Below are 26174 nucleotides of genomic sequence, written 5' to 3' on the forward strand. Positions count from 1 at the left end.
TACCCACTCTATACAGTCAACCCCCTAGACTCTCCTCGTTCCTCTCACTGTTGAGGCGGGAGGAGAGTTGCCCAAACCTTTTTGATTTCGGTGTTTTGCCGGTTATAGCACTATCTTGGGATGTCTTATGAATTTTATCGTTCGCCGCTTTAGTTTTTATCTAACGGCTTTTTTTGTGGCAATAACTTTTAACTTTTTCTTGCCACGCATAATGCCAGGAAGCCCCGTCGACGCTCTTTTTGCAGCAGCTGGTGGCAAAATGGATCTTTCTCAAATGGAAGCCGTTAAAGAAATGTACGGCTTTGTCGATGGCTCTCTTGCAGAGCAATACTTTGCCTACATTAAAAGTGTATTCACTTTAGACCTAGGGCCATCGGTATTGATGTTTCCTACAGAAGTGACCCACGTTATTGGTATGGCGCTTCCGTGGACCATGTTCCTTGCACTTGGTTCTCTGATAGTCGCGCTGATCATTGGAGTAAGCATTGGTACTTACGCATCTTACCGACGTGAAGGCTTTTTTGGACAAGTCGTTCCGCCTGTATTGGCGTTCATCAGTAACTTTCCTTATGTTGTTACCGCGCTATTGCTGTTCTACATTTTCGGTCTAAAAATGGAGTTGTTCCCGCTTGGCTACACCTATGATCCTAACTTAGTACCTGGATTTACTTGGGAGTTCATTAGCAACGTGGCCTATCACGCAGTGCTACCAATGGGTTCGATGATATTAGTCGGTATTGCAACATGGGTATTTAACATGCGTAATGCGATGATCAATGTGTTGGGCGAAGACTACGTCACCATGGCGGAAGCGAAAGGCTTAACCAGTTTTAGAGTGATGTATCGCTATGCTGGACGCAACGCAATATTACCTGTTGCAACCGCTATTGCGATGGCGATTGGTTTCTCTTTCGCGGGCTCGATTTTGACGGAAGTGGTGTTTAACTACCAAGGCCTTGGCAACATTTTGCTAAAAGCGATCACCGCGCGTGACTACCCGCTTATTCAAGCCATTCTACTTATCTTAGTGTCTGCGGTACTGACCGCAAACTTTGTCGCCGACCTGTTATACGTATGGCTTGACCCACGTATCGACGAATAACGCAGTAGCAGAGAAAGAGAACAATTATGAACAAATTAACTGCAAGCATGGATACGTCGAAGATTCCGGCGTCTCGCCCAAAAAACTTAGCGACCTCATTTCGCAAATGGAAGCACATTCTTAAGAACTTCTTCCATGGTAATCCGCCAGCGATCATAGGTACTTTTTTAATTACTATCATTTTGGCTGGTGCGTTGTTTTCTCCAGTATTGATGACTCACAACCCAGAAAAACGTGTCGCTAGACCACACCAAGAACCAAGCTCTGAGTACCTACTGGGTACAACTCGAAGTGGCCGTGACGTGTACAGCCAAGTGCTGCATGGCGGTAAGAAAACACTAACCGTTGCTTTGACTGCTGGTGTTATCGCCATGACATTGGCTGTTATTGTTGGTGTTACCTCAGGATACATGGGCGGTAAGGTTGACGAGTGGCTTAACTTTATCACCAACGTATTTTTGGTCTTCCCTCAGTTACCTCTTTTGATAGTGCTCGCCGCATTCTTGGGGCAAGTAGGGTCCCTGGTAATAACGCTGTTGCTAGGATTTACCTCCTGGCCATGGGGCGCAAGGGTTATCCGCTCGCAAACCCTAGCACTGCGTAATAAAGAGTACATCATCTCTGCAGAAGTGATGGGTGAGTCTAAATTACGCATCATCTTTGTAGAAATTTTACCTAACCTTACCTCAATTGTGTTTGGTGGCTTTCTTGGCGCGGTTATCTACGCTATGGGTGCAGAAGCGGGTCTTGGCATCTTAGGTTTGGGCGATGCAACTGAAGTCAGCTGGGGCTCAATGCTTTACTGGGCACAAACTTCAGCAGCGCTATACACAGGCGCATGGTGGGAAATGATTGTTCCTGCAATTGCTTTAGCTGTGACAGGTGGTGCATTGGCACTGATCAATATGTCCATTGACCAAGTAAGTAATCCAAAACTGAAAACAGGCGCGCACATGAAACTGTGGGCGAAAATGAAAAAAGAAGCAGATAAGCGTCGAGGTCTAGCATGAGCCAGCCATTATTAGAAATTAACAACTTGTGCGTGGACTACGTCTCTCCAAATGGTGTGGCACGTGCGGTTAACAACGTCAGCTTAGAAATTATGCCTGGTGAAACCTTAGGCATTGCCGGCGAGTCAGGGTGCGGTAAGAGTACCTTAGCATTCGCTATAGCTAGGCTGCACAAAGCGCCAGCACTCATCTCTGAGGGCGAAATCCTTTACAAAGGTACTGACATTCTAAAAATGAATGACCGTGCACTGCGTAAATTCCGTTGGAACGAAACATCGCTGGTATTCCAGAGCGCAATGAACTCGTTAAACCCAGTTATCACCATTGGTGAACAGCTCATCGATGTGATCATTGCCCATAAAAACGTGCCTTATACACAAGCACGCGAGAAAGCGGTTGAGTTACTGGGCATTGTCGGTATTCACGGCGACCGCCTTAAGAGTTTCCCACACCAATTGTCCGGCGGTATGCGTCAACGTGTGGTTATTGCGATTGCACTGGCACTAGAGCCTAAGCTGATCATCATGGATGAGCCTACTACTGCACTGGATGTTGTGGTAGAACGCGAAATCTTGAATGAGCTTTATGACCTAAAAACCAAATTCGGATTCTCGATTTTATTTATCTCGCACGACTTGAGCTTAATGGGTGAGATTGCGGATCGAATCGGTGTGATGTACGCAGGTAATCTTATTGAAATTGGTGAAGCAGAAAAAGTGTTTAACGACCCTGTCCACCCGTATTCAAAAGGTTTGGTTGCTTCGTTCCCAAGTATCCATGGGCCAAAAGAGCGCTTGTATGGCATCCCGGGTAACCCTGTGAATCTACTTAATTTGCCTCAAGGCTGTAACTTCCAAGACCGTTGCAACGACTGCGTTGCAGCATGTAAGCAAGTCGATCCTCAGCTCATTGAAGTGAGTCAAGACTACCACGCAGCGTGCAACTTACTCACTGCCTCACACACTATTGCCCACGGAGAAGTACGATGAATAACGGTCAAGAAGTGATTCTTTCGGTTAAAAACCTAGTTAAAGATTTCCGTGTTGGTACCAGTAAGAAAAAAGACGCGTACATGCGCGCTGTGAACGATGTATCGTTTGATCTTTGCAAGGGCGAAGCACTTGCGATAGTGGGCGAGTCCGGTTCTGGTAAAAGTACTGGTGCCCGTGTTCTTACTCGAATTTACGACGCTACAGATGGGCAGATTGAGTTTAAAGGCCAGCCTATCGATGACTACATTGAAGAAAATGGGACGCTAGAGTATGCACGTCAGGTGCAGATGATCTTCCAGGACCCATTTGGCTCGCTTAATCCGGTGCATACAATCCACCACCATATTGCTCGACCATTACAGATCCACAACCGAGTAGGGACTGAGCACATTGATCAGTTGGTGTATCAGCTTCTTGAGCTTGTTGGTTTGACGCCTGTTGTTGAAACGGCTGAAAAATATCCGCACGAGCTTAGTGGTGGTCAACGCCAGCGCGTTGCTATTGCCCGCGCGATTGCGGTTGACCCAGAAGTTATTTTGGCGGATGAGCCTATTTCGATGCTTGATGTATCCGTACGATTGGGCATTTTGAACTTAATGGCGGATTTAAAAGATAAGCACGGCATTTCGTTTATGTACATCACGCACGACATCGCTACCGCACGTTACTTTGCTGAGAAGACCGCAGTAATGTACGTCGGACATATGGTGGAGTGGGGTAACAGCGACAAAGTAACGCAAACCCCAAAACATCCTTATACCCAGTTATTGCTATCAGCAGTACCAGAGCCGGGTCGTGGTGGGCGTCGCGAACTTGGTGCGAAGAAAGGTGAAATTCCACTTTGGAAGCCAGACAGTCAAGGGTGCCCATTTGCTGCGCGTTGCCCACGTGCAGTCGAGAAGTGTCAAGGTGATTTCCCTGGCATTACTCAGTTGGCAGAGGACCACTTTATTCGCTGTCATAACCCGCAATAATTCCTTAATAGAAAAGCGGTTATAGTGTTCTCTATACCACAGTATTGTTTACCGTTGCTGTCTATACTGGCAATGGTAAACAACAATTATCTCAGAATCTTTGGAGAGTGTATTAAGCAACATGTATTGCTCCTTTCTAAAGACGAAATTTTTTATTTTTAATTTTTGGAGCATTTCATGACAATGCAAGCAGCACCTAATACCACCGTTCAAGGTGAGTTTGTCACGCTCAATAATGAGCGTTTCTACAAGATCGGCAATGTCGATCATATGAACCCATTTTTTATCAGTGTGGTTTCCGCCAGTGACCATTGGTTGTTTATTTCATCGACCGGTTCACTGTCTGCGGGTCGAATTCGCCCCGAAAATGCTCTATTTCCATACAAGTCGGTAGACTACATTCACGAAAGTGCTGACAACACCGGCGCAAAATCTATTTTTAAAGTTCGTCAACAAAGTGGCGTATCGATGTGGGAACCGTTTAACCCTCATCATGACGGCTTATACGAGGTTGAACGTAACCTCTATAAAAATGCCATTGGCGACAAAATTGTTTTTGAAGAAACGAACCACTCTCTAGGGCTTCGTTTTCAATATAGCTGGAGCAGCAGTGAGCAATTTGGTTTCGTGCGTCGCTCAGAGCTAACCAACCTTACCCAAGCTACTGTTGAAGTTGAAATGCTCGACGGTATTCAGAACCTTTTACCACCAGGTGCACCGCTAGGCGCATTGCAAACGCGTAGCGCATTGGTTGATGCCTACAAATGGAACGAAAAGGTCGAAGATTCAAGCCTTGCGCTTTACACCATGTACGCCAAACTGAGCGATCGAGCTGACCCTGCTGAATCACTATTGGCGACAACGGTCTTTAGCATCGATAGCGACGCAAGCCAAGTGTTACTTAGCAGCCAGCAAGTTACGGCATTTAGAAAAGGGCGCGCGATCACGGCCGAAACACTCACTAAAGGTGTTCGTGGCAGTTACTTGATCCATAAAACCGTCGCTCTTGGTGCGGGCAGCAGTAACAGCTGGAGCATTGTGGCCGATATCGATAAAAGCCATAAAGACGTCGCACAACTACGCGATACTCTAAAAGTGCCTGTGGACACAGCGCGTTTGGTTGAACAAAGTATCACCGAGAACCAAACAGAACTGGTTAACCTTATGTCTGGTGCGGATGCTTGGCAGTGCACGGCTCAAGAGAACACTACCGTTCACCACTATGCGAACGTGCTGTTTAATAACATGCGCGGCGGCGTAATTGAAAACAACTACCAGATAGATAAAGCAGACGTAGTGAAAACGCTGACTGCCTACAACCAGCAGGTCATGCAAAATCAAACCGAGTTTGTGAGCAATTTAGAAAGCGAATTGACTCATGCAGAGTTGATTGCTGCAGCTAAGAAAACCGGTGATCAACAACTGGTTCGTCTTTGTTACGAATACTTACCGCTAACCTTTGGCCGACGTCATGGTGACCCAAGTCGTCCATGGAACCACTACGAAATTAAGCTAAAAGATGAAAACGGCGATCGTCTATTGTCTTACCAAGGCAACTGGCGTGACATCTTCCAAAACTGGGAAGCAATGGCATTAAGCTACCCAGGTTTTATTGGGTCGTTTATCGCTAAGTTTGTGAATGCCTCTACTGCCGATGGTTACAATCCATACCGCATTACCAAACAAGGTATCGATTGGGAGATCCTTGACCCAACAGACCCGTGGAGCAACATCGGATACTGGGGTGATCATCAGATCATTTATTTGCTTAAGTTCCTAGAACTGGCAGACAAATTTGATCGTGAAGCATTGATCAACATGCTGACTGAAGACCAGTTTAGCTACGCACATGTTCCATACGAAATCTGTGGCGTTGACGGCTTGTTCGCTAACCCTAAAGACACCGTAAGCTTTAACCAGCAGAAGCAAGATTTTATTGACGAGAAAGTCGCGAAACTTGGCAGTGACGGTCGTTTGATGCTAAATAGCGATGACACGGTTTACCAAGTGAACTTGCTTGAGAAAGTGCTTGTTCCATTACTTAGCAAACTGAGTAACTTGGTGGTTGATGGTGGTATTTGGCTCAACACCCAACGCCCAGAATGGAACGACGCCAACAATGCCATTGTCGGTAACGGCCTATCAATGGTGACCTTGTACTATATGCGTCGCTATGTAGCGTTTATGCAGCAAATTGTCGCGGCATTGCCAAGCAACGCACAATTGTCGGCTGAGGTTGTACAGTGGATTAACACCACCTCTACCATTTTGAATGAGACGTCTCAAGCGATCTCTGAAGGCGAAATGGATGGTGAGCGTCGTATGCTAGTGCTTAAGCAATTGGCAGGTGCGGCCGAGCTATACCGCGTTAACGTGTATGAAGCGGGCTTTAGTGGTAAACAATCTATAGACACCCAGACAGTGTCGGAGTTACTGACTGTTAGTTTGGAGATTTTAGACAGCAGCATTCGTAATAACTTACGTGAAGATGGATTGTACAACGCATACAACATTCTCACTTACACCGATAATGCACTGAACATTGAAGAGCTGTACCCAATGTTGGAAGGGCAGGTGTCGGTACTGAGTTCTGGGCTACTAACGCCAGAACAAAGCATTGAGTTAATCGAAACGCTGTTTGCTAGTGAGATGTACCGAGAAGATCAAGACAGCTTTATGTTGTATCCAGATCGCGACCTATCGAGCTTCTTGGCTAAAAACCAGATCCCAGCAGCAACCCTTGAGCAAAGTAAGCTGCTATCAAGCATGCTAGAAAACGGCGATCGTCGACTGGTCGAAGCTGACCTAAATGGCGCATTGCACTTTAACGCGCAGTTTGAAAATGTAGGTTACCTGCGTGACGCCATTGTGAAAGTAAAAGGCGATTATGTTGATGCTTCAGAGCAAGATTGGCAGCAGGTAGAAGGCATCTTTGAAGAGGTCTTTAACCACAAAGCCTTTACTGGCCGTTCTGGTACTATGTTTGGTTACGAAGGTTTGGGGTGTATCTACTGGCATATGGTGTCAAAACTGTTGCTTGCGACTCAAGAAAACTACTTGCTCGCATTGGAACAAGATGCACCAAGTGAGGTAGTGGCAGGGCTTGCTAAATACTACTACCGAGTGCGCGATGGTATTGGTTTTAATAAGAGTGCTGAAAACTATGGTGCATTCCCAACTGACCCATACTCTCACACGCCAAAACAAGCCGGCGCTCAACAACCGGGTATGACAGGCCAGGTGAAAGAAGAAATCTTAACGCGCTTTGTCGAATTGGGTCTATTTGTCGAAGGTGGGCAAGTCAGTATTTCACCAACGTTGTTAAACCGCGATGAACTGTTGCAAGAAAAAGCGGTTTATCAATTCCAAAACGTTCAAGGTGAAACCTGTGACATTGAACTAGCGGCAGGCCAACTTGGCTATAGCTATTGCCAAGTACCTTTTGTGTACACGGCTGCTCAGGATAGTGCAATTACGGTTATATTGGCCAATGGTGAGTCATTGTCTATGTCAGACATGACGCTTACTAAGGAAGTATCGTCGTCTATTTTCAATCGTGACGGAAAAGTGTTACGTGTTGAAGTGTCAATCGCGTAGAACATTCACAAGATAGAAAAGCCAGTGACTTGTCACTGGCTTTTTTTTGTCTTTAATTTTTGACCGTGACCCGTACTAAATTAGCTTTGCACGGATAATTTTAGGTGTTGTAAACGCCCAACTAAGTGACCACATAGACGTCCATTAAGGTTAACGTTGGTCTTTGTTTTTTTGTGCTTCGCGCACTTTATCGTGACTCCATTTAGAAAGCTGTGGCGAATACAGTGCTAATAAACCGATGATTACGCCGGTTACCAGAATAGTAAGTAATACCAGTGTGCTACTCATGATGCGTCACCTAGTTATTGTGTTTTACCCGTTAACTCAAGAGTGTTGATAGCATTTGAACATTTGTCGTCGAATGCTACTTTACCACCACAATAAAAAGTCCAAAGTGATTAGCCTTGGGCGTTTATACTCGCGAATGGGAATCCCAGAAGCGTTTACATTCTAGGCAGGTTCAGTGCTTTTGTCTTTTACGTCGATTTTTGCTGAATGTGAATATTTAGTAGTAAGCGTTCTGATGTTGAGCTTTTGTTCCTGCTAGAGCTTGTTAATCACTGCGAGACTCACATTGATACTGTGTTTCTTAGGAGCCATCATCACTTGCCGACATGCTTCGGTTATTTTGTTCATTTTCATTTCGCCATGCGCGAGTTGCTGCGCGGAGCGCCCCAAGACATAACAACAGCATCATGATAGGGATGGAGGCCAGAGAGTATTCGAGCAATGGGAAATCGTGAAAAAACTCGCTCATTAGTAGGTGCGCTATGATGTTTAGCAGCGCTATTACAATAGCTACAGCTACTAATTTAAGCTCTAAATTCGACTTCATTATCCTTTAGCCATTGAGTGTTCAGCCTAGTTGCTGGTGTTTGAAAGAGAGCTATACACTAACACTATCCTTTGTTTTTGTATCTTAATTTGCGTTGACGCAATGTGACGATACAAACTATTGGACAGCAACGAGTTTCGGAAAAAATGTAGCAATCCATGCATAACTGTTGGTGCGGCAAAAATACTTAACCGAATGCCCAGCTTTATAGGAACAGATCATCTCTATAGCAATGACATACTGCGCACACCTAAGTTCACTACAGCTGCCAATTTGCCGAAGCACAAAGAAATCGAAAGCACTCATGTAGAGTGTGCGAGAGCATGATTATAAGGTACCTTTAACGGTTTAGGCGTGAGTCAGTAGACTTTAAAAAAGTTAACGCCACTAGCGCCCAACCAATTAAAAAACCGACGCCACCCAATGGAGTGATGGGACCAAACCAGCGAATGGAAGTGGTGGCCAGAAGGTACAAACTGCCGCTAAATAGCAACACGCCCACCACCATCCAGCGCCCTGCCCAAATGAGTTTTTTATCAGGAATACCCTGATATACGCCCACCAACGCTAACACGGCGAGTGCGTGCATCATTTGGTAATGGACACCGGTTGTAAAAACCTCAAGTGACTCTGGTGCTAAATATGCTTTCAGTCCATGTGCAGCAAATGCACCAAGAGCCACCCCAGTTAATCCTAGTAGCGCAGCAAGCAGTCCTAATATTCTCATCGATGGTTCTCCATAAACGACACCATGGCATCTACCGCGGCATCTATATTGCTTTCTAGGGTCGCAACAGAGCGTTTATTTGGTTTAAAGCTGTGGTCACCATCGGTCAAAAACAGAACGTCAATGGCGCTCGACAACGAATACGCTTCCACTTCAGCGCGTTTACCAAAAGTGTCTTTCTCGCCTTGAATTACCAGTAGCGGTTTGCTCATTGTGTGCAAATGTTCAGTTCTTAATTTCTCAGGCTTGCCTGGGGGATGAAACGGATAACCAAGGCAAATGCACCCCTGTGCTTGCGTGTTTTCGACAATCATCGACGCCACACGTCCACCCATGGATTTGCCACCAATGAATAACGGTAAATCAACATCGCGCTTAGCTATCTCATCGAAAAAGGCTTGCTCAAGCTTATCCATTTTATCCGGTGGACGGCGCTTAGCGAGCGCTTTGGCTTTTTGCATGTAGGGAAAATCAAACAAACGCACTGCCACGCCACGCTCGCGAAGCTTTGCAGATATCGTTTGCATGAACTCGCTCTCCATCCCTGCGCCCGCGCCATGCGCAAACATAAACTCAGCCCACACCATAGGGTTCCTCTTAATTAACGTATTGCATCAGCCATTCGCCTAATACATTCTTTTTTCTGAAAAAGTTGGGGGTAATAGTACATTGAACTCGATTTAAAGGTAAGTCGATGACCGGGGCCATTTCCAAATTCTATTTGCCAGTTTGGTCGCAGCGTATTAACCATATCCCTGCGTCATCGCATAACCCATCTTAAATTGAATCACACGCGTTCATCGTACTGACCCTACAGCACCCCTTTGAGTAGTTGTTTTTTCTTACACCGTTTTTTGCTCATAGCGAGATTTTCCAAACCAAATGACATTAGCTTTTTTATTGAACAAAGAGTTACTGGCGATTGCGTAACTTGTCTTGAAACTTGAAATGGGGTAATTCTGGAATACGACTTCCGCTTTAAGAAGCTTTTGGACAAAAGTGAGCTAGACTTTACAGACTAGCTCTCCCGTATAAGGTTAGTAAATGTATGTAGAAAGTATCAGGGCATAAGCAATGACCTGCCCCCACAGATCCGCGCTGTCTGTTGATTCCGCCTGCAGCCTTATGGTAGGTACCAGTCTACGAGTTCACTCACATTATCTGGGGAACCAATAACATCTGGTTTAAACAAGATATTTTCTTCAGAAATTGATTCTACGTACATTGATATTTCTTTAACCTCTTCTGGAGGAAATCCATACCGTAGCAACAATGTATGGACCGTATCGTTAGTGCCGTACTTTAATAGCTCTACCATCTTTAACGCCTTGGTATCTTTAGTATGATTATGATAAATACTAAAAGCTCCGATAAGCACGTCTGATAAAGAAAATGAGATTACCGTATCCAAATAATCGTAGGTATCAAATACGACAGCATCGTAACTCACATCCTTTGATTTTGTATTCTTAAACAGTGGATATTCATTAAATAACCCACTATCTGGTAGTTTATTCGCAGGCTGAACGAAGTTGGCATCCAAGTTTTGGTTTTTGCCTCTGTTTGAAATATAACTATACCTAATTCCTACAATTTCCTTAAAGCTTCGTCCCTGAATCAAATGAAAGAATATTTCAATTGCAGTATCAAAGACGTTCTTCTCTCCAGAAAACAAAGCTCTACCTAGCGAGATTTCATAAATAGCCCTTAGACAGTCTTTTGTAACTAGCCTATTTTCTCTGTTGTCCCTGCCAAACAGCTTTGCTCCAAATCCATCTTCATACATAAAATATAAAACGGACTCCATTAGCTCTAGGGCTTCTTTCGTTGAGAGCCTATCCACTTTAGTTAAAGGAAGATTCATATCCTCATCAAATGTACCTTCGATTATTGAAGAAATAAGCTCTCTTTCATCATCCAAGCCTTCTATATCTTGTTCGAGAAGTGACTCTTCAGATAAAGTAAATGGTGTATTTAAACGCGATGAAAGTAATATAGGACTCTTTGTATATACATACCCAAAATCAAACACTGCCCCGTTAGAAAGTCGCCCACTACGTCCTATCAAATTTTTGAATGCTAGTGCTTTGTCTTCTTCATCACCACCCTGCATTCTCATATTGTCTAACCAAACAACATCGAATGGCATGTTGATACCTTGGGCTAGTGTACTAGTGGCAAAGCAAATTTTTGCATGCCCCTGCCTGATAAATTCTTCAATCAGGAACCTCACTTCAAGAGGTACAGAACCATGATGAATGACTACCCCTTTTCTTAGCAAACTAACAAGATTAGAACGATGCTCTTGCTCATTTGCTCCAATCAACAATTCAACCTCTTGAATTATAGATTTTGCAGATTCATCTTCAATTAAGCCAAATCGGTCGACATACTTCTGAAAATCATCAATAAAGTCTCCTCGATATAATGACGCTTTAGACACAAAAACCAGAACTGTATGAATACCATTGAAAGCAACTTTCTCAAATTTTTCATTCAATTGAATACTATTCTTTACATGATGACCTTGCTCTTTATACGGTGAGAAATAGTAGTCTTTCTTGTTACTGTGACCAAATACAAATGCTTTACCAACAGTATTATGGGGGTATGACCGAGAATACGCCTGACTCTCGTCTAACGCATGCTTCTTCATTTGGGCGTCAGGGTTATCTACAAAAGGATGTGCAAAGACTAGTTTTGCTTCTGGGTAGGCAGCCTTAACTCGCCTTACTAAAACATCAAAAATAACCCCTCTTTCAGCTTCTTCTGATACTTGAGCCTCATCAAAAAAGAATAACGATATATTTAATTTGTCTTTATGTGAAAAAATTTCTCTAGCGCGCTCAGGGGTGAGAACGAAAATTCGTCGCAACTTTCTGCTTGTAAACACGCAATCAACAAAGGAAGAGATCATAACCTGCTTATTGTCCTTAAAACGCTCCCTCAAGGTCGCCATATACTCAGCAATAAGTGCTCGAGATGGAACAACTATTACGCTATCTTCTTCTTGCTCAAAAATATAATCCCTTAGAGAAAAAGATTTACCTGCACTGGTTGGCGCTGATATTGAGGTGTATCGATTTTCTTCTACCGCTAATCGCACACTCGCTTGAACTGGGGTAAGCCATTCACCAAATCTTTTTTTGTTTTCTCTTCCAATTCCTGCCAATAAAAAAGAATATAAGTCCGCTGGATTCTCATCTTTATAAAACAATCCAAGAACTGAAAGCACCTTAGATTCAAAGCTTTTAAAAACTTCAGAATGAAACAGTTTGTAATAGGTTAACGCCTGTATGACTTCACGATCCACTGGGCCATCTTTATGAAGTGTTTCTATTAATTCGCCAACACTAGCTTTCGGGCGAGCATCTGCCTTAATGCTTCTAATATCTAACATACAACAACTCCAATAACGTAAGCACATTGAACTTTTTCAAACAGTCCAGACTCCTGAATACTTTCTATTGCATTATCCATTATTGAATTGTGATCTTTTGAATTTATAGAAAATGCAGCTATGGCACCAAACTTGTCATCGTCCAAATTCTCTATAGATTTTGGGGACGCTAAATTGACTAAATGTACTCGATCCCTAAAATGCTTTTCTTCATTAATGAAGCCTTCTGCTTGTGGTATTGCTTTACCATGAGGGTTTACACTCCCAGAAAATTTTGCCTCACCAAAGTTTATTAGCTGTTCTGTACACTCGGTGTGGAAATCAAAACCTTCATTTTGTTTTAGCTGAGGTTTCCATATCTCGGCGATAGGTAATGCTAGATGATCAAAGATAACTGATAATGAACGAGCTGAACTGATAGAAACCATAACTTCGCCAAACTCAGCACCTAATTGATGGTCATCAGAAAACTTCTTAAAGATCTCCACTAAAGCATTAGCGGTATCTCTAGCTGTATATTCATAAGTCCTTCTGGTACCTTTATCTAGATCAAGCATCCATGAAGAATCAAGCACTGCCGAAGTTAGTTTTTCAGAGATCTTGTCTAAATCGGAAACAGCCACAATACATGCTTTGACGTTGCTGCTGTCGTGGTAACGAGAATGGGTACATCCCCATTCTTTATCAATTTTGTCCAAATGCATCACCTAACCAATCTATATGAATGGTTGCTTCAAGATTGAAACTGCAACCGTTCAAGGTTATCTATTATGTGTATAGTAGCATTGGCTGTTTTTTATAAACCCAATATATTATTGATATAAATCACGATTTATATCATTAAATGCGCTCATCAATATCACATCTAGGAGCCTCAGCCATTGGGAAACATCATCAGAAGCAATTACTAAATAGCTCTGATAGCAAAAAATGACAAGGGTCAGGTTTGGCCTTTTGCCCTCCATTCGCTCTGGTGCTGATTGCAACTCATTTAGGGGCAGAACCTTGTTGTCAACTACCACGACCAAACGTGCCCTTAGAGAAAGTCGAATTTGATGCGGACCTAGGGCATGATTGCTATTCGCACAGAAATACTAACTTTAGTCATTAAATCTCTACTATGTACCACTGTGATGGTGATAAAATCTCGGCAACAAAAATTTCGAGAAAATCAATGTTTATCCATCAAGTTAACGGTATCGACTGGCTAGTCATAACCGCTTTTGAAGAACTAAAAACTCTATTTATTGAAGACGCTGGCGCCATACCGTCTTGCTTCTCTGCTACCAGCGAATTGAACCTGATTGATCAAGCCAAACGCACTTATGGATACTTGCCTACATATAGCGGCGTAATCACCGATACCGGTACCTTTAAAAGCAAAGATAATGAAGAAGATTTGAACCCTCAGCTTGCCTGCTTAGTTGAAGGACGTGGTCGGGTCTTTATTTATCACGGCGGCTTTGTGGCTTTTGTGAATGACGAGCAAACCTTTATTACTCGAATAGATTGAATAAGTGAAATTGGCGATTAAGCTTCTGTAACTGTTTATCAGCACGTGGTTCGTTTATTAACTGGGTGAGAGTTGATTGGAGTTCCTAGCTTGAACATGAAAAGCGCAGTCGCTGTTCGCAGGCGAGCTTTAGACATGGCTTTAAATAGGGCAGTGCAGCGAAACGTTTTCAACCGAGCAAGGAATCTAAATTCGGACGCTTGCAAAAGGGTCACAAATCAAAGCATGGATAATTCTAAATGATGCTCATGTTTTTAAAGAGAATGCCTATTTCTAACAAAAAGTGAGTACGCATGCTCAGAGAGTATGTGGCACTCTGACTCGAATGATGCCCACCTTTTCTTATTATTACTCTATTACTATCAACGGAAACTCTTTAGATACCAATCAGTAAAGTTATAAGCTTTTGTTATGTCTCATACAAGTCAGCTTATCTATTACAAATATACACTCACAAGCACACTTCTTTTTACTCGCCCCATGTGAGTATTCGGTATATTTGGGAACAACATAATGAAAAAAATCAGTTGGCTACTTACAGTGACTGCATTGGCGTTAACGGGTTGTGATAGTGATAGTGACAATGAATACAATCCTACTATCAATGATGCGTTTGTGCAGAAGAACGCAAAGCTATCACAGCAAAAGTATTTCGTTGCATTGGATCCGTGTCGTTATCAGAAGGGTAATGACTGTGTTCCTGACGACTTATTAACCATTGAGGATTCCGACACTTTCTGGCGATATGATTTTTCTAATGGGGCCAGTTACGTTAGTGCTAAGTACCGTCACGAAGATACTGAGCGATGCTCTGCTTATACACCGTTGTGTATGCAGAAGTACGGTGAGAATGGCTTGATTGATTCAGATTGGGAGTCTCATCGCGATGCATTGGACTTAAGCTATGAAGAGCTTCGTACTGTTCGGTATCGTACGGCGAGTGAGGTTAACGATCCTGAGGTAGAGCTACTGCCCGTTTATATTAACTTGAGCAGTGAATACACGCTGGCACGCCAAAACGCCATAATAAAAGCACTGGAACAAATTGAAGCGGATGCGGGACAACGGATCTTCCAATTTGATGAGTCTGGGAAAATTAAGATCCGACATGCTGATTTTTCTCGTTACACCTTTGCCTCTGAAACTCGAGGTATCGCGCATAATTTATGGGACGGTTATGAACCTTCTTTGGGTTTGCCAAATACTGGCCCAACTGCGCGCGATACGTATGAGAAATTAATTGCTGAAGACGGTGTTGCTGGTGGGGTAGTCATCTCGTTCGGTACTAACTTCGACTCTTCGGTTATTGAAGCCGGTAAATGTGATTTTTATAAAGGGAATGCCACTAACGGCCCTTACATCATGGATGTTCAGACCTATTTGGTTGATAAGGACGGTTACTTTAGTCCAAAGCAGTGGATGTGGGTAAATCTAGGGCAGGCAAATGACCTGTGTAACAATGTACATAAAGTAGACCACGAACTCATCGTTCATGAGGTTGCTCATATCGTAGGGTTGGGGAACCACTTCGAGGGCTTTGGCGATTCAAATGGTGCTTGGAGTACTTCGGCTGCGGCCGTATTAAAGGCAATCTATGCTGCGCCTGTTAATACGCATTATCTTGAGTTAACGGTAGCAAATTAGGTTAACTATTCAGAGGTGGAGTAACTTTTGGTTATCCACCTCTTCAATAGACTTCACATCATGGACTATAGACTAATGTGTTTCCCCATATTAGTTTTCTAGACACTTTTTCTAAAGTTATCGGCGCTGGATGGTACGTCTGAAAGTTGGTCACTTTACACAATATGCGTTCTCAAACAACATTCAAAAGTGTCTGTACCACCGATTCTAAACTGTGATAGCAACGGGTATTGGCGCTACTAAGATAAAAATATACAAGGCCATTGATTCTGTTCTTCAGTTAAAGCTGGATTGTCGAGCTTCACGCAATGTTTCTTATCTATGTATGACGCTTGAATGCTCTCCCCATAATGCGCTTTCAACAATCCTAAAAGGTCACCTGAACGATACATACGACGCATGCATTTTGAAAGGCGTTCTGCGAGCTCTGGTTGTTCTGGTGAGACATAGAATACAAGTGGCAATGGATAGTAAATCATCGTTTCTGGGTGAATATGGAGATCGGGAAAGCGCGATTTAAATTGGTCAAATACTGCGTGCACTTCATTGGCACCTAAAGAGAGATAATCGGCATTTCCTTGTGAGATGGAAGTTAGAATATGTTCGATATCACCTTCTTCCAACACAGTGCAGCCGTTGTCACGCAGTAATGTGGCGTCGGCCCATGTTGCAGGGACACCAGCGATCTTTTGCTTGAGTTCTAACTGGGTCATGTAGTCAAACTGAACATCGATTTTTCGGGTAATCAGCAACCGGCACCCTAGCAATCCAAAGCACAGCGGTGGCGCAACTTCGATAAACGTCCCTGGAGCAAACTTGGGATTGCCTGCTACGGTAACGAGTAAATCTGCACCGTTATGAAAGATGTTACTTTCGTCTTCAGCGTTAGGGTAGTCGGTTAGATCATTGTGGATCTCTCTGCTGCTTAAAAGCTCAGAAACCAGTTCGTATTCATGGGCTTGACGAGCTGCCGTTTTATTCCCGTTCCAAAATTGAATCATTGGTTATTCCTTTCGTTTTCTTGCTGTGATCTTGCGTTGAGCATGGCCCTAAAGAAAGCGGTTTCTTAAAAAGTTGAGAGTCATATCTCAATAAAATGTCACTCGTATACAGCGTATTAATTGCACCAAATGTCAGGACGATAGCAAAAGTAACGACTCCTCCAATAATTTTCTTGTGCTGGCTTTAAATGTGAGGAAAGCTTGCTGAAAAGGCTAGGGGACATAAAAATGATTAAAATGCTTGTGTGCGATTTTGACGGCACTATTTCAGGCGGGAAAGCGTCGTTAGTTACTGACTTTAAGCAGTTTATCGAGCGAAACCATGCGTTAAGTTTTGTGGTTGCCACGGGGCGTACTTTACCTTCTATTTGTGATGGGCTGTCCAGTGGTGATTACCCTGCACCGACAAGCATCATTAGCGATGTTGGCACTCAACTGCACCATGGTAAAGTGTTAAGTCCGGATCTAGGGTGGCATAGCAACGTGCAACAGCAGTGGGATCGAGAACATCTAGAGCAACTGTTAGAGTGTTTACCTTTTGTGGGTGATCAAAATGGACTGCATCAAGGCGAGTTTAAACTCACCTTCGAAGGAAAGCTCGTTCCATCGCACATCGATGCAATACATGAGGTATTGGCTGATAATAATCATAAGGTGGACGTAACTTATTCACACGATTGGTTCTTAGACATTACACCTGCCGGAATTCATAAGGCCACGGCACTTTCATACTTGCTGGACTCGCTCGGTATTAAACCTCAAGAAGTCGTGGTGGCTGGTGATTCCGCTAATGACAGCACTATGTTGACGCTCCCAGGCGTTAATGCGGTATTGGTGGGAAATCATTACCCTGAGGTGTCGCATTTAGCAGAGCGGCCAAAAGTGTATGTTGCCAAGGGCCATCATTCTAACGGCGTCATTGAGGGTTTTGAGTTTTGGCAACGTTCGCACGCAGTGAGTTGATATCGATGTTAAAATAGTCAACTTAGGAGGTTGCTCGTGCAGTGACTAGCAATCTCCACATTTTCTTCATAATTGCCCCAATCTACGCATCAATAATGTGGTTATACACACTACATTGAGGATGTGCTTGTGAACGCCACGCCAACAGACACTCTTGACCATAATGCGGTCTCAGCAAAAGAGACAAAACCGTCACTTTGGGCGAAGTTAATCTCCAAGTTTTCAGTCAGTTACTGGATTGCCGGTTACTGTTTTCTTATCACGTTGCCACTCGCCTTTTCGCTAACTCAAAATATGGATTCGAAAGGGATCTACTTGTCGTTAATTGGGGTTGTGAATCTAATTGCGGGAATGGCCTTTTTTGTGCAGTTTCCGCTGGTCGCACGTTATAAGCGAGCGCCGCTGTTCTCCAATATAGATAAAAGCGTATCTCAACATAAAAAAATCGGTCAATGGCTCGGTTTAGTATTTTTACTGCATCCTTTACTGATACTTGCACCTCGCTTGCTACAAAGTCAGACCGAGGCGCTAGACGTAGTATTGAATGTGCTCACTCAACCTCAAATGCTTACCGGTGTGATTGCGTATGTAGCGATGATCGCATGGGTGCTGATGTCCATATTTAAAGAAAGGTTGCCACTGAGCTATCAAATGTGGCGTCTGCAACACACCATAGGCTTTATCGCGATTGCTATTTTTGTCACGCTACACCTAACTACCGTCGGCAGTCACGGTCAGTTCCAATCTTTGTTTAATGTCTGGTGGTGGGGCTTGTGTGCGGTAGCGGTTGTAGGCTCCGCGTACAATTACCTAATGAAGCCTATGTCGCTCGCAAAAACGCCTTTTGAATTAACGTCGATTGAAAAAATCAGTGACAGCGATTGGGAGATAGAGTTAGAAGCACCTCACGCTGACTTTGATTTTAAAGCGGGTCAGTTTGTGTGGTTGTCGACAAGCAAAGCCAACGATATCGACTACCACCCATTTTCTATTGCCTCATGCCGCTCCGAGTTGCCAAAAGTTCGATTTATTATTCGAGAGTTGGGTGATTTTACCCGCTCGTTAGGGCAGTTAAATAGTGGACAAGCGGTGTATGTAGATGGCCCGTATGGCGAGCTCACGTTGGAAAAAACTGCTCATGCAAAAGGAATTACCTTAATCGCAGGTGGTGCCGGTATTGGTCCTATGGTGGGCCTACTTAAGCAGCTTGCTGAAAATGGCGACACGCGCCCAATTCGACTGATTTACGGTAATCGACATTGGGATCAAATGGTCATGGTTAATGAGTTGCAGAGGCTAGAACGACGTATGCCCAATTTCCGACTATTTACTGTGAGTGAGCAAGCCGCAACCAAGGCCTCCTATTGTGGGCGTATCGATTTGTTTGCCATTGGTAGCAGTGTCGATATGGAATCGATTCCTGACTGGGCAGTGTATGCCTGTGGTCCAGCCCCAATGATCGACGCTGTTGCACAACACACTAAAGCGCTTGGTATTAAGCCAAAAAGCGTGCATTTCGAACAGTTATCGTTTTAAAAAATTTAGGAAGTATTCTCATGGCTATTAATCAAATTTCGGGCTGTATCGGTTGTAAAGAGTGCGTAAAAAGCTGTCCTACCGACGTCATCAAAATGGACCCCAACACACACAAAGCGACCATTGCCTACCCAGAAGATTGTCAGATTTGTCATTTGTGTCGTCTGTATTGTCCTGTCGGGGCAATTACCATTACCCCAGAAAAAACAATCCCAGTTATGGTTTCTTGGAGATAAATTATGAGTCAATCAGAATCAAAAATGAGCCGACGTCAGTTTATGGGAGTCGCAGGTGGAGTGTTAGGTTCGACAGCAGTACTTGCAAATACTGCAGGCCTTATAGATCTTAATCGTCCTCCTCAGGTCAATCAGCCAAAGATTAATGCGGACAGTTTCGAAGTGTCAGAATTAACCACCGATGTATTAGTAATTGGTGGAGGCATGGCGGGATTGTTTGCCGCAGTGCGTGCTGCTGATGAAGGTGCGAGCACTATGATTGTATCAAAAGGACGTTTAGGCAGCTCAGGCCTTACCCCCTTTGCAAAAGGCATCTTTAGTTACGACAACAATCCAACCATGACTGTTGACGACTTTGTCGCTAAGGTTGGTCGCTCTGCCATAGAGACCAACAATCCAGTGTTTACTCGCCAATTAGCAGAACACTCAACAGCACGAGTGGGAGAGTTAAAGCAGTGGGGCTTTTTTGAATCGCCGCTGTGTAATCACTCGTTTATGGTGCCAATTAATCAACGCAATATTCCATTACATGAACGCATCATGATCACGCATCTCATCAAAGATGAAGACCGTGTTGTGGGAGCCTCTGGGTTTAGTTTAGATGAGCAAAAAATCGTTCACTTTAGAGCTAAAACAGTTGTGATGTGTACGGGCGCTGGTGCGTTTAAACCAAACGGTTTTCCAGTCTGTGACCTTACCCATGACGGCACAATTATGGCCTATAAAATTGGCGCGAAAGTGACGGGTAAAGAGTGGAATGATGGCCATCCCGGTTCGGCTGAGAATTCAGCATCAAGTTACGACAACTGGCACGGTCAGATTGAAGAAAAACCAAACGTTACTGGCACTCAGATTAACCATCACCTTGGTGTAGACGATAACTATCAAGCTTACGCACTAGGACCACAACGAGAAGGCGCGGGTGGCCCCCCAACGAGCTCTCAATCAGATAGCGGTGGACCGTTTACTCCTGCAGAGTTTCGCCAAACGGGTCGACCACCGGAAGGGGATGGCGGTCCACCTCAGCAAGGAGGAGGGCTATTTAGCTTCTTTAGTAGCGACAAACCAAGTGGGCCTCCAGGCATGACAAGTGGTATGCGTGTCGGCGGATCAAGCGCAGGGATGGCTATACACAAAGCGGAAGGGTTAGTCCCAATTGACGAGTATGGGCAAAGCACTATTAAAGGTCTATACGCTGCCGGAGATGCCCTTGGCTCTTATATGTCTGGTGGTATTTATACGCAAATTGGTAGCTCATTGGCCGGCTCTGCAGTGCAAGGGCATTTAGCTGGTATTGCTGCAGCACGAGAATGTCGCAACCTTACACTCGCGTTTCCAGCAAAATCTACGTTAGCAAATATTGAGCTAGAAATTTTAGCACCGTTAAAGCGTGAACGCGGATATAGCCCAGCTTGGGTGACGCAAGTTTTACAAGGTGTGATGATTCCTAACTTTGTTCTTTATATTAAAAAGGAGCGCATGATGAATGCTGCTTTGGCTTATGTCGAAGAGCTTCAAGAAAGTCATTTGCCAATGTTGGTTGCTGACGATTTGCACGCGCTGCGACTTGCGCACGAGTCCGAAAATATGTTGATCTCCGCCGAAATGAAGCTTAAAGCTTCAATAATACGAACGGAAAGCCGCTGCAGTCATTACCGTGTCGATTGTCCAGACATTGATTATGAAAACTGGCAAGCCTGGTTGAACATCATTCAAGCGGAAGATGGGAGCATGCAATTTGAAAAACAACGATTCGACCAGTGGCCGGAGCCAGGAGAGTTAATTACGATATAACAAGCTCTACTGGTTACATTGTAAAGAAGACTGGATAAAGGACCCAATTTATTGGGTTCTTTTTTTGGTTAAAAACGCGCTATTAACCTGGCTCACACCGTTATGGCCATTCTCTAGTCGTTATTTCCGACAATATTTCAGGGCTATACGTTGTCGACAAAGCGGCCTACTTAAACGATAACGGCGTTATTTATGCTCCCTAGCAAAAGAAACCATACTTAGTTTTGCTAAACGCACTGTCTTTGAGCAAGTGTTAGAAACCGCCAGCCCAATGTTGAAACTCATCGATGGTGTCTATCTCTTGTTGAGTCTTTGGTTGAGGATAAAAGGGCAGTCTCAACAACTCTTCGGATGGCAACAACTCCCAGTCTGGGCTGATTTTTAAGCGGCTTAGTTGAGATTCACCCTGTTTGATAACAAACATATAATACCCATCAGGGTGTGTGTTTGCGTAACTTGCTATTTTTGCCACATCACCAGATGGCAATTTGACCTTCCGCCCTAACGGGTAAAGTTGGTGTAGCGCGAAGCTAACATGCGCATCTTCCAGGTACCCCTGCTTAAACCGATACAAACCTATCGCAGACGAGGTGCTTCTTTCTGTCCAACCGGCTAGCGCTAAGCCTCTTAACGAGTCTTGAAAGGGTTGACCTTTTTGCTGTCCTTCATTGGTAATAAATTGAACGACAACCGAATCATCTAATTGCTTGAGTATGGTGAGAAACTGCTCGCCAGTTTTGTCCGCCAAAAGTTTCATTAAAGGGTCTTAAAATAAGAGAAGTACCGATGCTATCGTACGCAGGGTAAAAGCGACAGACAAGCACTTTTGTGGAAAGGTTTGGAGCATTGTGAGTAAGCTATTTTGCTAGAAAATATATTGGTGATACTTATGCTCCATCGTCGAGAACATTGACAAACAATGGTTGTTGTTAGACAGTGTTTGTATGAATAGTAATCAAACGTCTTACATGCACCGAATTAGCATCATTCCATAGGAGTGGTGGGATAGAGTGCGCGTGCGAGATAACCAACCCACCTCTAAGGTGGGTTTTTAGTATCTGCCTTATCGATAAACGCTTTAAGGAGATGAAATGAACAGAGTCGCTATATTTGGAAAGCCCGGTAATGGCAAATCGACGTTGAGTAAAAGGTTATCAGCCGCAACAGGCATACCACTGCACCCTCTGGACTCTATTGTCTATGCGTCAGATGGTTCGCTTGTCGCAAGGGATGTATATGATAAAACGCATACTAATATCTTGGAAGCTGAGCGCTGGATCATCGAAGGTTTAGGTCCGATGGCGTCGTTTCATCAGCGGTTAGACGTTGCTGATACCCTCGTGTATATCGATTTGCCTTACCCACTTAGTTATTGGTGGGTAACAAAGCGCTTTTTAAAAGGTTCGTTTGTTAAGCCAGAAGGTTGGCCTGATGGCAGTTCGGTGCTTAAAGGGACAATACAAAGTTATAAAACCCTAAGGCGTTGTCCAGCGTTTTGGAATTCTGAATTTGAGTCCAAATTACAGGAAAGATCGAACGCAAAAGATGTTGTGATCATCAAGTCGGTAGCGCAGATGAATCAATTCATTGACAGTGTTTTGAGTGGCAAGGTTGGTGTGTAATTGAAGTGACCACCTACATGTAGGGAGAACCGAGTCACTTTCAGGCGAGTCCTCATCGCGAACGAACATACTGATTAAAGGCCAGCTACCTAATTATCTAAACTAAAGTTTTAGACTCTGATGAGGCGGAAAAGTTCACTTGCCGTTTATGGTGTTTGTCTACAACCCACTATTCGGCGTAAAGATCGTCAATAGGAAATGGGTCATAGCGAAGTAGGTAAGCTAACTATCAGCACGAGACTTAGTTAAAAGCGCCAACATCAAAATCGATATTGGCGCTTTTTTATCGCAGTTTCTTAGGGGGAACAACGATTAACATAACAACCATTGGGAGACTAATCCAATGTGTTGCGGAGCATGACTTGCAACTTGTTGTTGGACGTAGAATGCCTTGAAACTAGAGGCAATAAAACAGAAAATTAATGACCAAAAAATTTCCTCTTTATGCGCAAACTCGAGCCATCAACTGCTTCCACTCTTCGCGTAATACACCATATTTAACCGAATCATAATAGTGACCACTGAAGTAGCGAACTTTACGAAGGCGAGCCTCTTGCGTCATGCCGAGTTTTTCTGCACATTTCATCATTCGTGGGTTACCAGACCAGGTAGTTAATCCGACCCGAGCAATATCAAAGCGGTTAAACAGCTCAGATATCCACAACCGAAGGGCAGGGCGCGCGATGCCTTTTCCCCAATGAGCTTGATCGTAAATTATGACGCCCACTTCAAGCCAACGTGTCGACTCGCACTCCCAGTAATAACTGACTGAACCAACGGGTACACCGTTGAGAGTTATTAACTTAATGGACTCACCCAATAACAGCTTATTAAAGAGATCAGCTCGAAACTGCTCATAAGTTGGGTGGCTGTATGGAAAGTAGGGACCGTTAAATCGCGTCCACTCACTGTTGTTTGTGACTAGCTCGTACAGATCGTTTAGTTCACTAGGGGCGGCCTTTCGTATTTCGATCGTCGCTTCCACGTTATGTCCTTTTACAATTCGAGCTTATATCCAACGCCATAGACAGATTTAATGCACTCTTGAGAGTCATCTATACAAAGCAGCTTTTTACGCAGGTTTTTAATATGGCTGTCGATGGTTCTGTCGGTAACAATACGCGAGTCATCGTAGATTGCATCCATGAGCTTTTCACGGCTAAAAATAATCCCTTGTCGATGGTTAAGTTTGGCTAACAGCCGAAACTCAGCTGGGGTCAGTGTCACTAACTCGCCATGATAGTGAACTTGCATGGTGTCATGATCCAATGACAAGGAGAGCGACGGTTGCTGGCTAGCGTGCGATGGGCGAATGCGGCGAAGGATATTTTTAACTCGTACCACTACTTCGCGCGCGCTATAAGGCTTACAGATATAATCATCAGCACCAAGCTCCAAGCCGAGCAAGCGGTCAATCTCTTCAACTTTTGCCGTCGCCATAATGACAGGTATATCAGAGAATGAACGAAGCTCTTTGAATATATCCAACCCATTTTTATTGGGCAGCATTAGATCCAATATGATCAGAGTGGGTTGATTGCGTTGTACCCAATCAATGACTAACCCACCGTCACCAATGATATGAGTATCAAATTCCGCTGCCTTTAGGTATTCAGCCAATACTTCGGCCAATGTTGGCTCGTCTTCGACCACTAAAATGTGATCCTTTACAGGTGTCATGGTTAAGCCCCTCCATTTGGCAACTGAATGATTATACAAAGCCCGCCTAGTGTAGATTGTTCTGCTCTGATGTTGCCTTGATGAAGCTCAATGATACTTTTACAAATAGAGAGCCCTAAGCCTGAACCACCAAATTCACGACTACGAGATTTATCGATTCGATAAAGCCGTTCGAATATTTTTTGTCTGTGCTCGCACTCGACTCCAGGGGATGAATCTTGCCAATGCAGCTCGATCCCTTCAACCGTCTCGTACAGTTCGACCTGAATATGACCAGGGGCGTCGGTATAGCGAAGGCTATTCTCAAATAGGTTCATCAATACTTGGCTTAGCGCTGTCTTATCGCCTTCGATAAAAAGCTTGGGGGTGATGCGTGTATTTATTGACACTGAGTGCTGTTTTGCGCGCAACTCAAACTGCTCGATGCTTTGTTCCATTAACTGGCTGAAACTAAAATTATGGAACTGCATGTCAAATTGTCCGCTATCGGATTTTATGAGCTGATAAAGATCGTCCACTAAAGCAGCAAGAACCATGATTTGTCGGTGCATCGATTCTATGTATCGCAGTTCCGGTTTTCTAATACCATCGAGTATGGCTTCTGACTCGGCCCGTAATACGGCAATGGGGGTTCGCAATTCGTGCGAGATGTCCGAAATCCACTGCTCTCTACTGGCTTTTTGTTGTTTCAATTGAACCCTTAACGAGCGAAAATTCTCAGCAAGATCTTGAAGCTCGTCGTTGGTTTTAATTGCGATAGGGTAATTGTAATCGCCTTTGGCCAGTGCTTTTGAACCTTCTTTAAGCTGCGTCAGCGGTGACAGAAAGTGTTTTACTAAAATAAGCGTAACCACCAAGCAAACTAGGCCAGCGGCAGCGATAATCCAAAATAGGTTCTTACTTTGTTGATTTTTAAAGCTTTCAACTAGCGGGCCCGACATCAAATCTTGTTGTAGCAACACCAAGTGACCAACAAGTTGTTGATTGTGTATTACATCAGTGTAGAAAAACTGAGCATCAGCGGATAGTGGCGGTTGATGACCAACAACCCATTGACCTTCGATATCTTGCAAAAAGGTTCGTTCGCCAAATGGCCCCACCGTAATAGGAGGATCTCCTTCTATTGCTCGCTCTGGCTTTGGTTCTCCTCGGCGAGGACGCATTCTATCTGGAGGGGTCTCGCCTAACTCGCGAAACATTTCTGCCCACAGGCTAGGATTACTGGATAGCGTGTTCCACTGGGTCTCGTCTGAATAGACTTCAGCGACTAGGCTTGATAACTCTTGAACTCTTTGTTGTTCGGTCTGATTTAGGTAGTTCTGAAACCCTTTTTGGAAGCTATAGTTTGATAACGCGACTGCGCCCACAATCAAAATCAAACTCACGAGTACAAAAGAGGTAAACAGTTTTACAAAGATCGGCATGCGCATGGAAAGCTAAACACCAAAAAGAGGGTAATGTTACGAATAATCGCTTAAAAAACCTTAATTAGAAAGCGTTGAACGCTTAACTCCTTACTTTCTTCACATTTGTAGCTTCGGTTATACT

General features: G+C 44.0%; 23 protein-coding genes. 12 read left to right on the forward strand and 11 right to left on the reverse strand.

All coding sequences use genetic code 11. The annotated features are described in order from the left end of the window. Positions 1 to 127: 127 nt before the first annotated feature. From JQC93_RS03695 to JQC93_RS03715, 5 genes are all read left to right on the forward strand, one after another. Positions 128 to 1102, forward strand: a complete 975-nt coding sequence (locus JQC93_RS03695; protein ID WP_084882628.1) for an ABC transporter permease — start codon at positions 128 to 130, stop codon at positions 1100 to 1102. Positions 1103 to 1149: 47 nt separating this feature from the next. Then, positions 1150 to 2112: an ABC transporter permease gene (locus JQC93_RS03700; protein ID WP_408068585.1), complete on the forward strand. Its 963-nt coding sequence runs from the start codon at positions 1150 to 1152 to the stop codon at positions 2110 to 2112. Continuing rightward, positions 2109 to 3101: an ABC transporter ATP-binding protein gene (locus JQC93_RS03705; protein WP_205157098.1), complete on the forward strand. Its 993-nt coding sequence runs from the start codon at positions 2109 to 2111 to the stop codon at positions 3099 to 3101. Before JQC93_RS03700 ends, JQC93_RS03705 begins: the two co-directional genes overlap by 4 nt. Further along, positions 3098 to 4078 carry an ABC transporter ATP-binding protein gene (locus tag JQC93_RS03710; protein WP_205157099.1) on the forward strand — a complete coding sequence of 327 codons (981 nt, stop codon included), beginning with the start codon at positions 3098 to 3100 and terminating at the stop codon, positions 4076 to 4078. The genes JQC93_RS03705 and JQC93_RS03710 overlap by 4 nt, the downstream gene beginning before the upstream one ends. 177 nt (positions 4079 to 4255) lie before the next feature. Beyond that, entirely contained in the window at positions 4256 to 7675 is a 3420-nt protein-coding gene (locus tag JQC93_RS03715; RefSeq protein ID WP_408068581.1) for a hypothetical protein, read from the forward strand. 150 nt (positions 7676 to 7825) lie between these two features. Here the strand turns inward: JQC93_RS03715 and JQC93_RS03720 are convergent, their stop codons facing one another. The 6 genes from JQC93_RS03720 to JQC93_RS03745 all read right to left on the reverse strand — a co-directional run bounded on the left by JQC93_RS03720 (position 7826) and on the right by JQC93_RS03745 (position 13335). Continuing rightward, positions 7826 to 7963, reverse strand: coding sequence for a hypothetical protein (locus JQC93_RS03720; RefSeq protein ID WP_205157100.1), 138 nt, complete (start codon positions 7961 to 7963; stop codon positions 7826 to 7828). 301 nt (positions 7964 to 8264) lie between these two features. Beyond that, entirely contained in the window at positions 8265 to 8510 is a 246-nt protein-coding gene (locus JQC93_RS03725; protein WP_205157101.1) for a hypothetical protein, read from the reverse strand. A gap of 340 nt (positions 8511 to 8850) precedes the next feature. Continuing rightward, positions 8851 to 9237 carry a DUF423 domain-containing protein gene (locus tag JQC93_RS03730; RefSeq protein WP_205157102.1) on the reverse strand — a complete coding sequence of 129 codons (387 nt, stop codon included), beginning with the start codon at positions 9235 to 9237 and terminating at the stop codon, positions 8851 to 8853. Next, entirely contained in the window at positions 9234 to 9824 is a 591-nt protein-coding gene (locus JQC93_RS03735; RefSeq protein WP_205157103.1) for an alpha/beta family hydrolase, read from the reverse strand. The genes JQC93_RS03730 and JQC93_RS03735 overlap by 4 nt, the downstream gene beginning before the upstream one ends. 536 nt (positions 9825 to 10360) lie before the next feature. Next, complete coding sequence (locus JQC93_RS03740; protein ID WP_205157104.1) at positions 10361 to 12637, reverse strand: DEAD/DEAH box helicase; 2277 nt, start codon at positions 12635 to 12637, stop codon at positions 10361 to 10363. Continuing rightward, positions 12631 to 13335, reverse strand: coding sequence for a hypothetical protein (locus JQC93_RS03745; protein WP_205157105.1), 705 nt, complete (start codon positions 13333 to 13335; stop codon positions 12631 to 12633). Before JQC93_RS03745 ends, JQC93_RS03740 begins: the two co-directional genes overlap by 7 nt. 476 nt (positions 13336 to 13811) lie before the next feature. On the opposite strand from JQC93_RS03745, the gene JQC93_RS03750 reads away from it, so the two are divergent. Then, positions 13812 to 14150, forward strand: a complete 339-nt coding sequence (locus JQC93_RS03750) for a cytosolic protein (protein ID WP_205157106.1) — start codon at positions 13812 to 13814, stop codon at positions 14148 to 14150. Between the two features lie 513 nt (positions 14151 to 14663). Beyond that, complete coding sequence (locus JQC93_RS03755; RefSeq protein WP_205157107.1) at positions 14664 to 15794, forward strand: hypothetical protein; 1131 nt, start codon at positions 14664 to 14666, stop codon at positions 15792 to 15794. A gap of 239 nt (positions 15795 to 16033) precedes the next feature. Here the strand turns inward: JQC93_RS03755 and JQC93_RS03760 are convergent, their stop codons facing one another. Then, positions 16034 to 16795, reverse strand: coding sequence for a type 2 periplasmic-binding domain-containing protein (locus JQC93_RS03760; protein WP_205157108.1), 762 nt, complete (start codon positions 16793 to 16795; stop codon positions 16034 to 16036). Positions 16796 to 17023: 228 nt separating this feature from the next. Between JQC93_RS03760 and JQC93_RS03765 the strand changes: the two genes are divergently transcribed. The 4 genes from JQC93_RS03765 (at position 17024) to JQC93_RS03780 (ending at position 21324) form a co-directional block, all read left to right on the forward strand. Beyond that, positions 17024 to 17758, forward strand: coding sequence for an HAD-IIB family hydrolase (locus JQC93_RS03765; RefSeq protein WP_205157109.1), 735 nt, complete (start codon positions 17024 to 17026; stop codon positions 17756 to 17758). Positions 17759 to 17887: 129 nt separating this feature from the next. Continuing rightward, positions 17888 to 19294: a ferredoxin reductase family protein gene (locus JQC93_RS03770; protein WP_205157110.1), complete on the forward strand. Its 1407-nt coding sequence runs from the start codon at positions 17888 to 17890 to the stop codon at positions 19292 to 19294. A gap of 20 nt (positions 19295 to 19314) precedes the next feature. Continuing rightward, complete coding sequence (locus JQC93_RS03775; RefSeq protein ID WP_205157111.1) at positions 19315 to 19530, forward strand: 4Fe-4S dicluster domain-containing protein; 216 nt, start codon at positions 19315 to 19317, stop codon at positions 19528 to 19530. Between the two features lie 3 nt (positions 19531 to 19533). Then, positions 19534 to 21324 (forward strand): FAD-dependent oxidoreductase, encoded by a 1791-nt coding sequence (locus JQC93_RS03780; protein WP_205157112.1) that lies wholly within the window; start codon positions 19534 to 19536, stop codon positions 21322 to 21324. A gap of 253 nt (positions 21325 to 21577) precedes the next feature. Here the strand turns inward: JQC93_RS03780 and JQC93_RS03785 are convergent, their stop codons facing one another. Continuing rightward, on the reverse strand, positions 21578 to 22081 hold the full coding sequence (locus JQC93_RS03785) for a hypothetical protein (RefSeq protein ID WP_205157113.1): 504 nt from the start codon (positions 22079 to 22081) through the stop codon (positions 21578 to 21580). A gap of 334 nt (positions 22082 to 22415) precedes the next feature. Here JQC93_RS03785 and JQC93_RS03790 point away from each other — a divergent pair, with 334 nt between their 5' ends. Then, positions 22416 to 22946: a P-loop NTPase family protein gene (locus JQC93_RS03790; RefSeq protein WP_205157114.1), complete on the forward strand. Its 531-nt coding sequence runs from the start codon at positions 22416 to 22418 to the stop codon at positions 22944 to 22946. A 442-nt stretch (positions 22947 to 23388) separates the two neighbouring features. On the opposite strand, the gene JQC93_RS03795 is transcribed toward JQC93_RS03790, so the two are convergent. The 3 genes from JQC93_RS03795 to JQC93_RS03805 are packed head-to-tail and all read right to left on the reverse strand — an operon-like array spanning position 23389 to position 26056. Further along, positions 23389 to 23931 carry a GNAT family N-acetyltransferase gene (locus JQC93_RS03795; protein ID WP_328833126.1) on the reverse strand — a complete coding sequence of 181 codons (543 nt, stop codon included), beginning with the start codon at positions 23929 to 23931 and terminating at the stop codon, positions 23389 to 23391. A gap of 11 nt (positions 23932 to 23942) precedes the next feature. After that, positions 23943 to 24626 (reverse strand): response regulator, encoded by a 684-nt coding sequence (locus tag JQC93_RS03800; RefSeq protein ID WP_205157115.1) that lies wholly within the window; start codon positions 24624 to 24626, stop codon positions 23943 to 23945. 2 nt (positions 24627 to 24628) lie between these two features. Beyond that, complete coding sequence (locus JQC93_RS03805; RefSeq protein ID WP_205157116.1) at positions 24629 to 26056, reverse strand: ATP-binding protein; 1428 nt, start codon at positions 26054 to 26056, stop codon at positions 24629 to 24631. Positions 26057 to 26174: the final 118 nt, after the last annotated feature.

The organism is Vibrio ulleungensis, from assembly GCF_016900875.1.
Lineage (GTDB): Bacteria > Pseudomonadota > Gammaproteobacteria > Enterobacterales > Vibrionaceae > Vibrio > Vibrio ulleungensis.

What these genes read in the sequence shown, in the direction of transcription:
- JQC93_RS03695 (WP_084882628.1), top strand. Translation starts at nt 128, where the DNA reads ATGAATTTTATCGTTCGCCGCTTTAGTTTTTATCTAACGGCTTTTTTT.
- JQC93_RS03775 (WP_205157111.1), top strand. Translation starts at nt 19,315, where the DNA reads ATGGCTATTAATCAAATTTCGGGCTGTATCGGTTGTAAAGAGTGCGTA.
- JQC93_RS03735 (WP_205157103.1), bottom strand. Translation starts at nt 9,824, where the DNA reads ATGGTGTGGGCTGAGTTTATGTTTGCGCATGGCGCGGGCGCAGGGATG.
- JQC93_RS03740 (WP_205157104.1), bottom strand. Translation starts at nt 12,637, where the DNA reads ATGTTAGATATTAGAAGCATTAAGGCAGATGCTCGCCCGAAAGCTAGT.
- JQC93_RS03805 (WP_205157116.1), bottom strand. Translation starts at nt 26,056, where the DNA reads ATGCGCATGCCGATCTTTGTAAAACTGTTTACCTCTTTTGTACTCGTG.
- JQC93_RS03750 (WP_205157106.1), top strand. Translation starts at nt 13,812, where the DNA reads ATGTTTATCCATCAAGTTAACGGTATCGACTGGCTAGTCATAACCGCT.
- JQC93_RS03720 (WP_205157100.1), bottom strand. Translation starts at nt 7,963, where the DNA reads ATGAGTAGCACACTGGTATTACTTACTATTCTGGTAACCGGCGTAATC.
- JQC93_RS03730 (WP_205157102.1), bottom strand. Translation starts at nt 9,237, where the DNA reads ATGAGAATATTAGGACTGCTTGCTGCGCTACTAGGATTAACTGGGGTG.
- JQC93_RS03725 (WP_205157101.1), bottom strand. Translation starts at nt 8,510, where the DNA reads ATGAAGTCGAATTTAGAGCTTAAATTAGTAGCTGTAGCTATTGTAATA.
- JQC93_RS03785 (WP_205157113.1), bottom strand. Translation starts at nt 22,081, where the DNA reads ATGAAACTTTTGGCGGACAAAACTGGCGAGCAGTTTCTCACCATACTC.
- JQC93_RS03715 (WP_408068581.1), top strand. Translation starts at nt 4,256, where the DNA reads ATGACAATGCAAGCAGCACCTAATACCACCGTTCAAGGTGAGTTTGTC.
- JQC93_RS03765 (WP_205157109.1), top strand. Translation starts at nt 17,024, where the DNA reads ATGATTAAAATGCTTGTGTGCGATTTTGACGGCACTATTTCAGGCGGG.
- JQC93_RS03755 (WP_205157107.1), top strand. Translation starts at nt 14,664, where the DNA reads ATGAAAAAAATCAGTTGGCTACTTACAGTGACTGCATTGGCGTTAACG.
- JQC93_RS03800 (WP_205157115.1), bottom strand. Translation starts at nt 24,626, where the DNA reads ATGACACCTGTAAAGGATCACATTTTAGTGGTCGAAGACGAGCCAACA.
- JQC93_RS03790 (WP_205157114.1), top strand. Translation starts at nt 22,416, where the DNA reads ATGAACAGAGTCGCTATATTTGGAAAGCCCGGTAATGGCAAATCGACG.
- JQC93_RS03710 (WP_205157099.1), top strand. Translation starts at nt 3,098, where the DNA reads ATGAATAACGGTCAAGAAGTGATTCTTTCGGTTAAAAACCTAGTTAAA.
- JQC93_RS03705 (WP_205157098.1), top strand. Translation starts at nt 2,109, where the DNA reads ATGAGCCAGCCATTATTAGAAATTAACAACTTGTGCGTGGACTACGTC.
- JQC93_RS03760 (WP_205157108.1), bottom strand. Translation starts at nt 16,795, where the DNA reads ATGATTCAATTTTGGAACGGGAATAAAACGGCAGCTCGTCAAGCCCAT.
- JQC93_RS03780 (WP_205157112.1), top strand. Translation starts at nt 19,534, where the DNA reads ATGAGTCAATCAGAATCAAAAATGAGCCGACGTCAGTTTATGGGAGTC.
- JQC93_RS03700 (WP_408068585.1), top strand. Translation starts at nt 1,150, where the DNA reads ATGGATACGTCGAAGATTCCGGCGTCTCGCCCAAAAAACTTAGCGACC.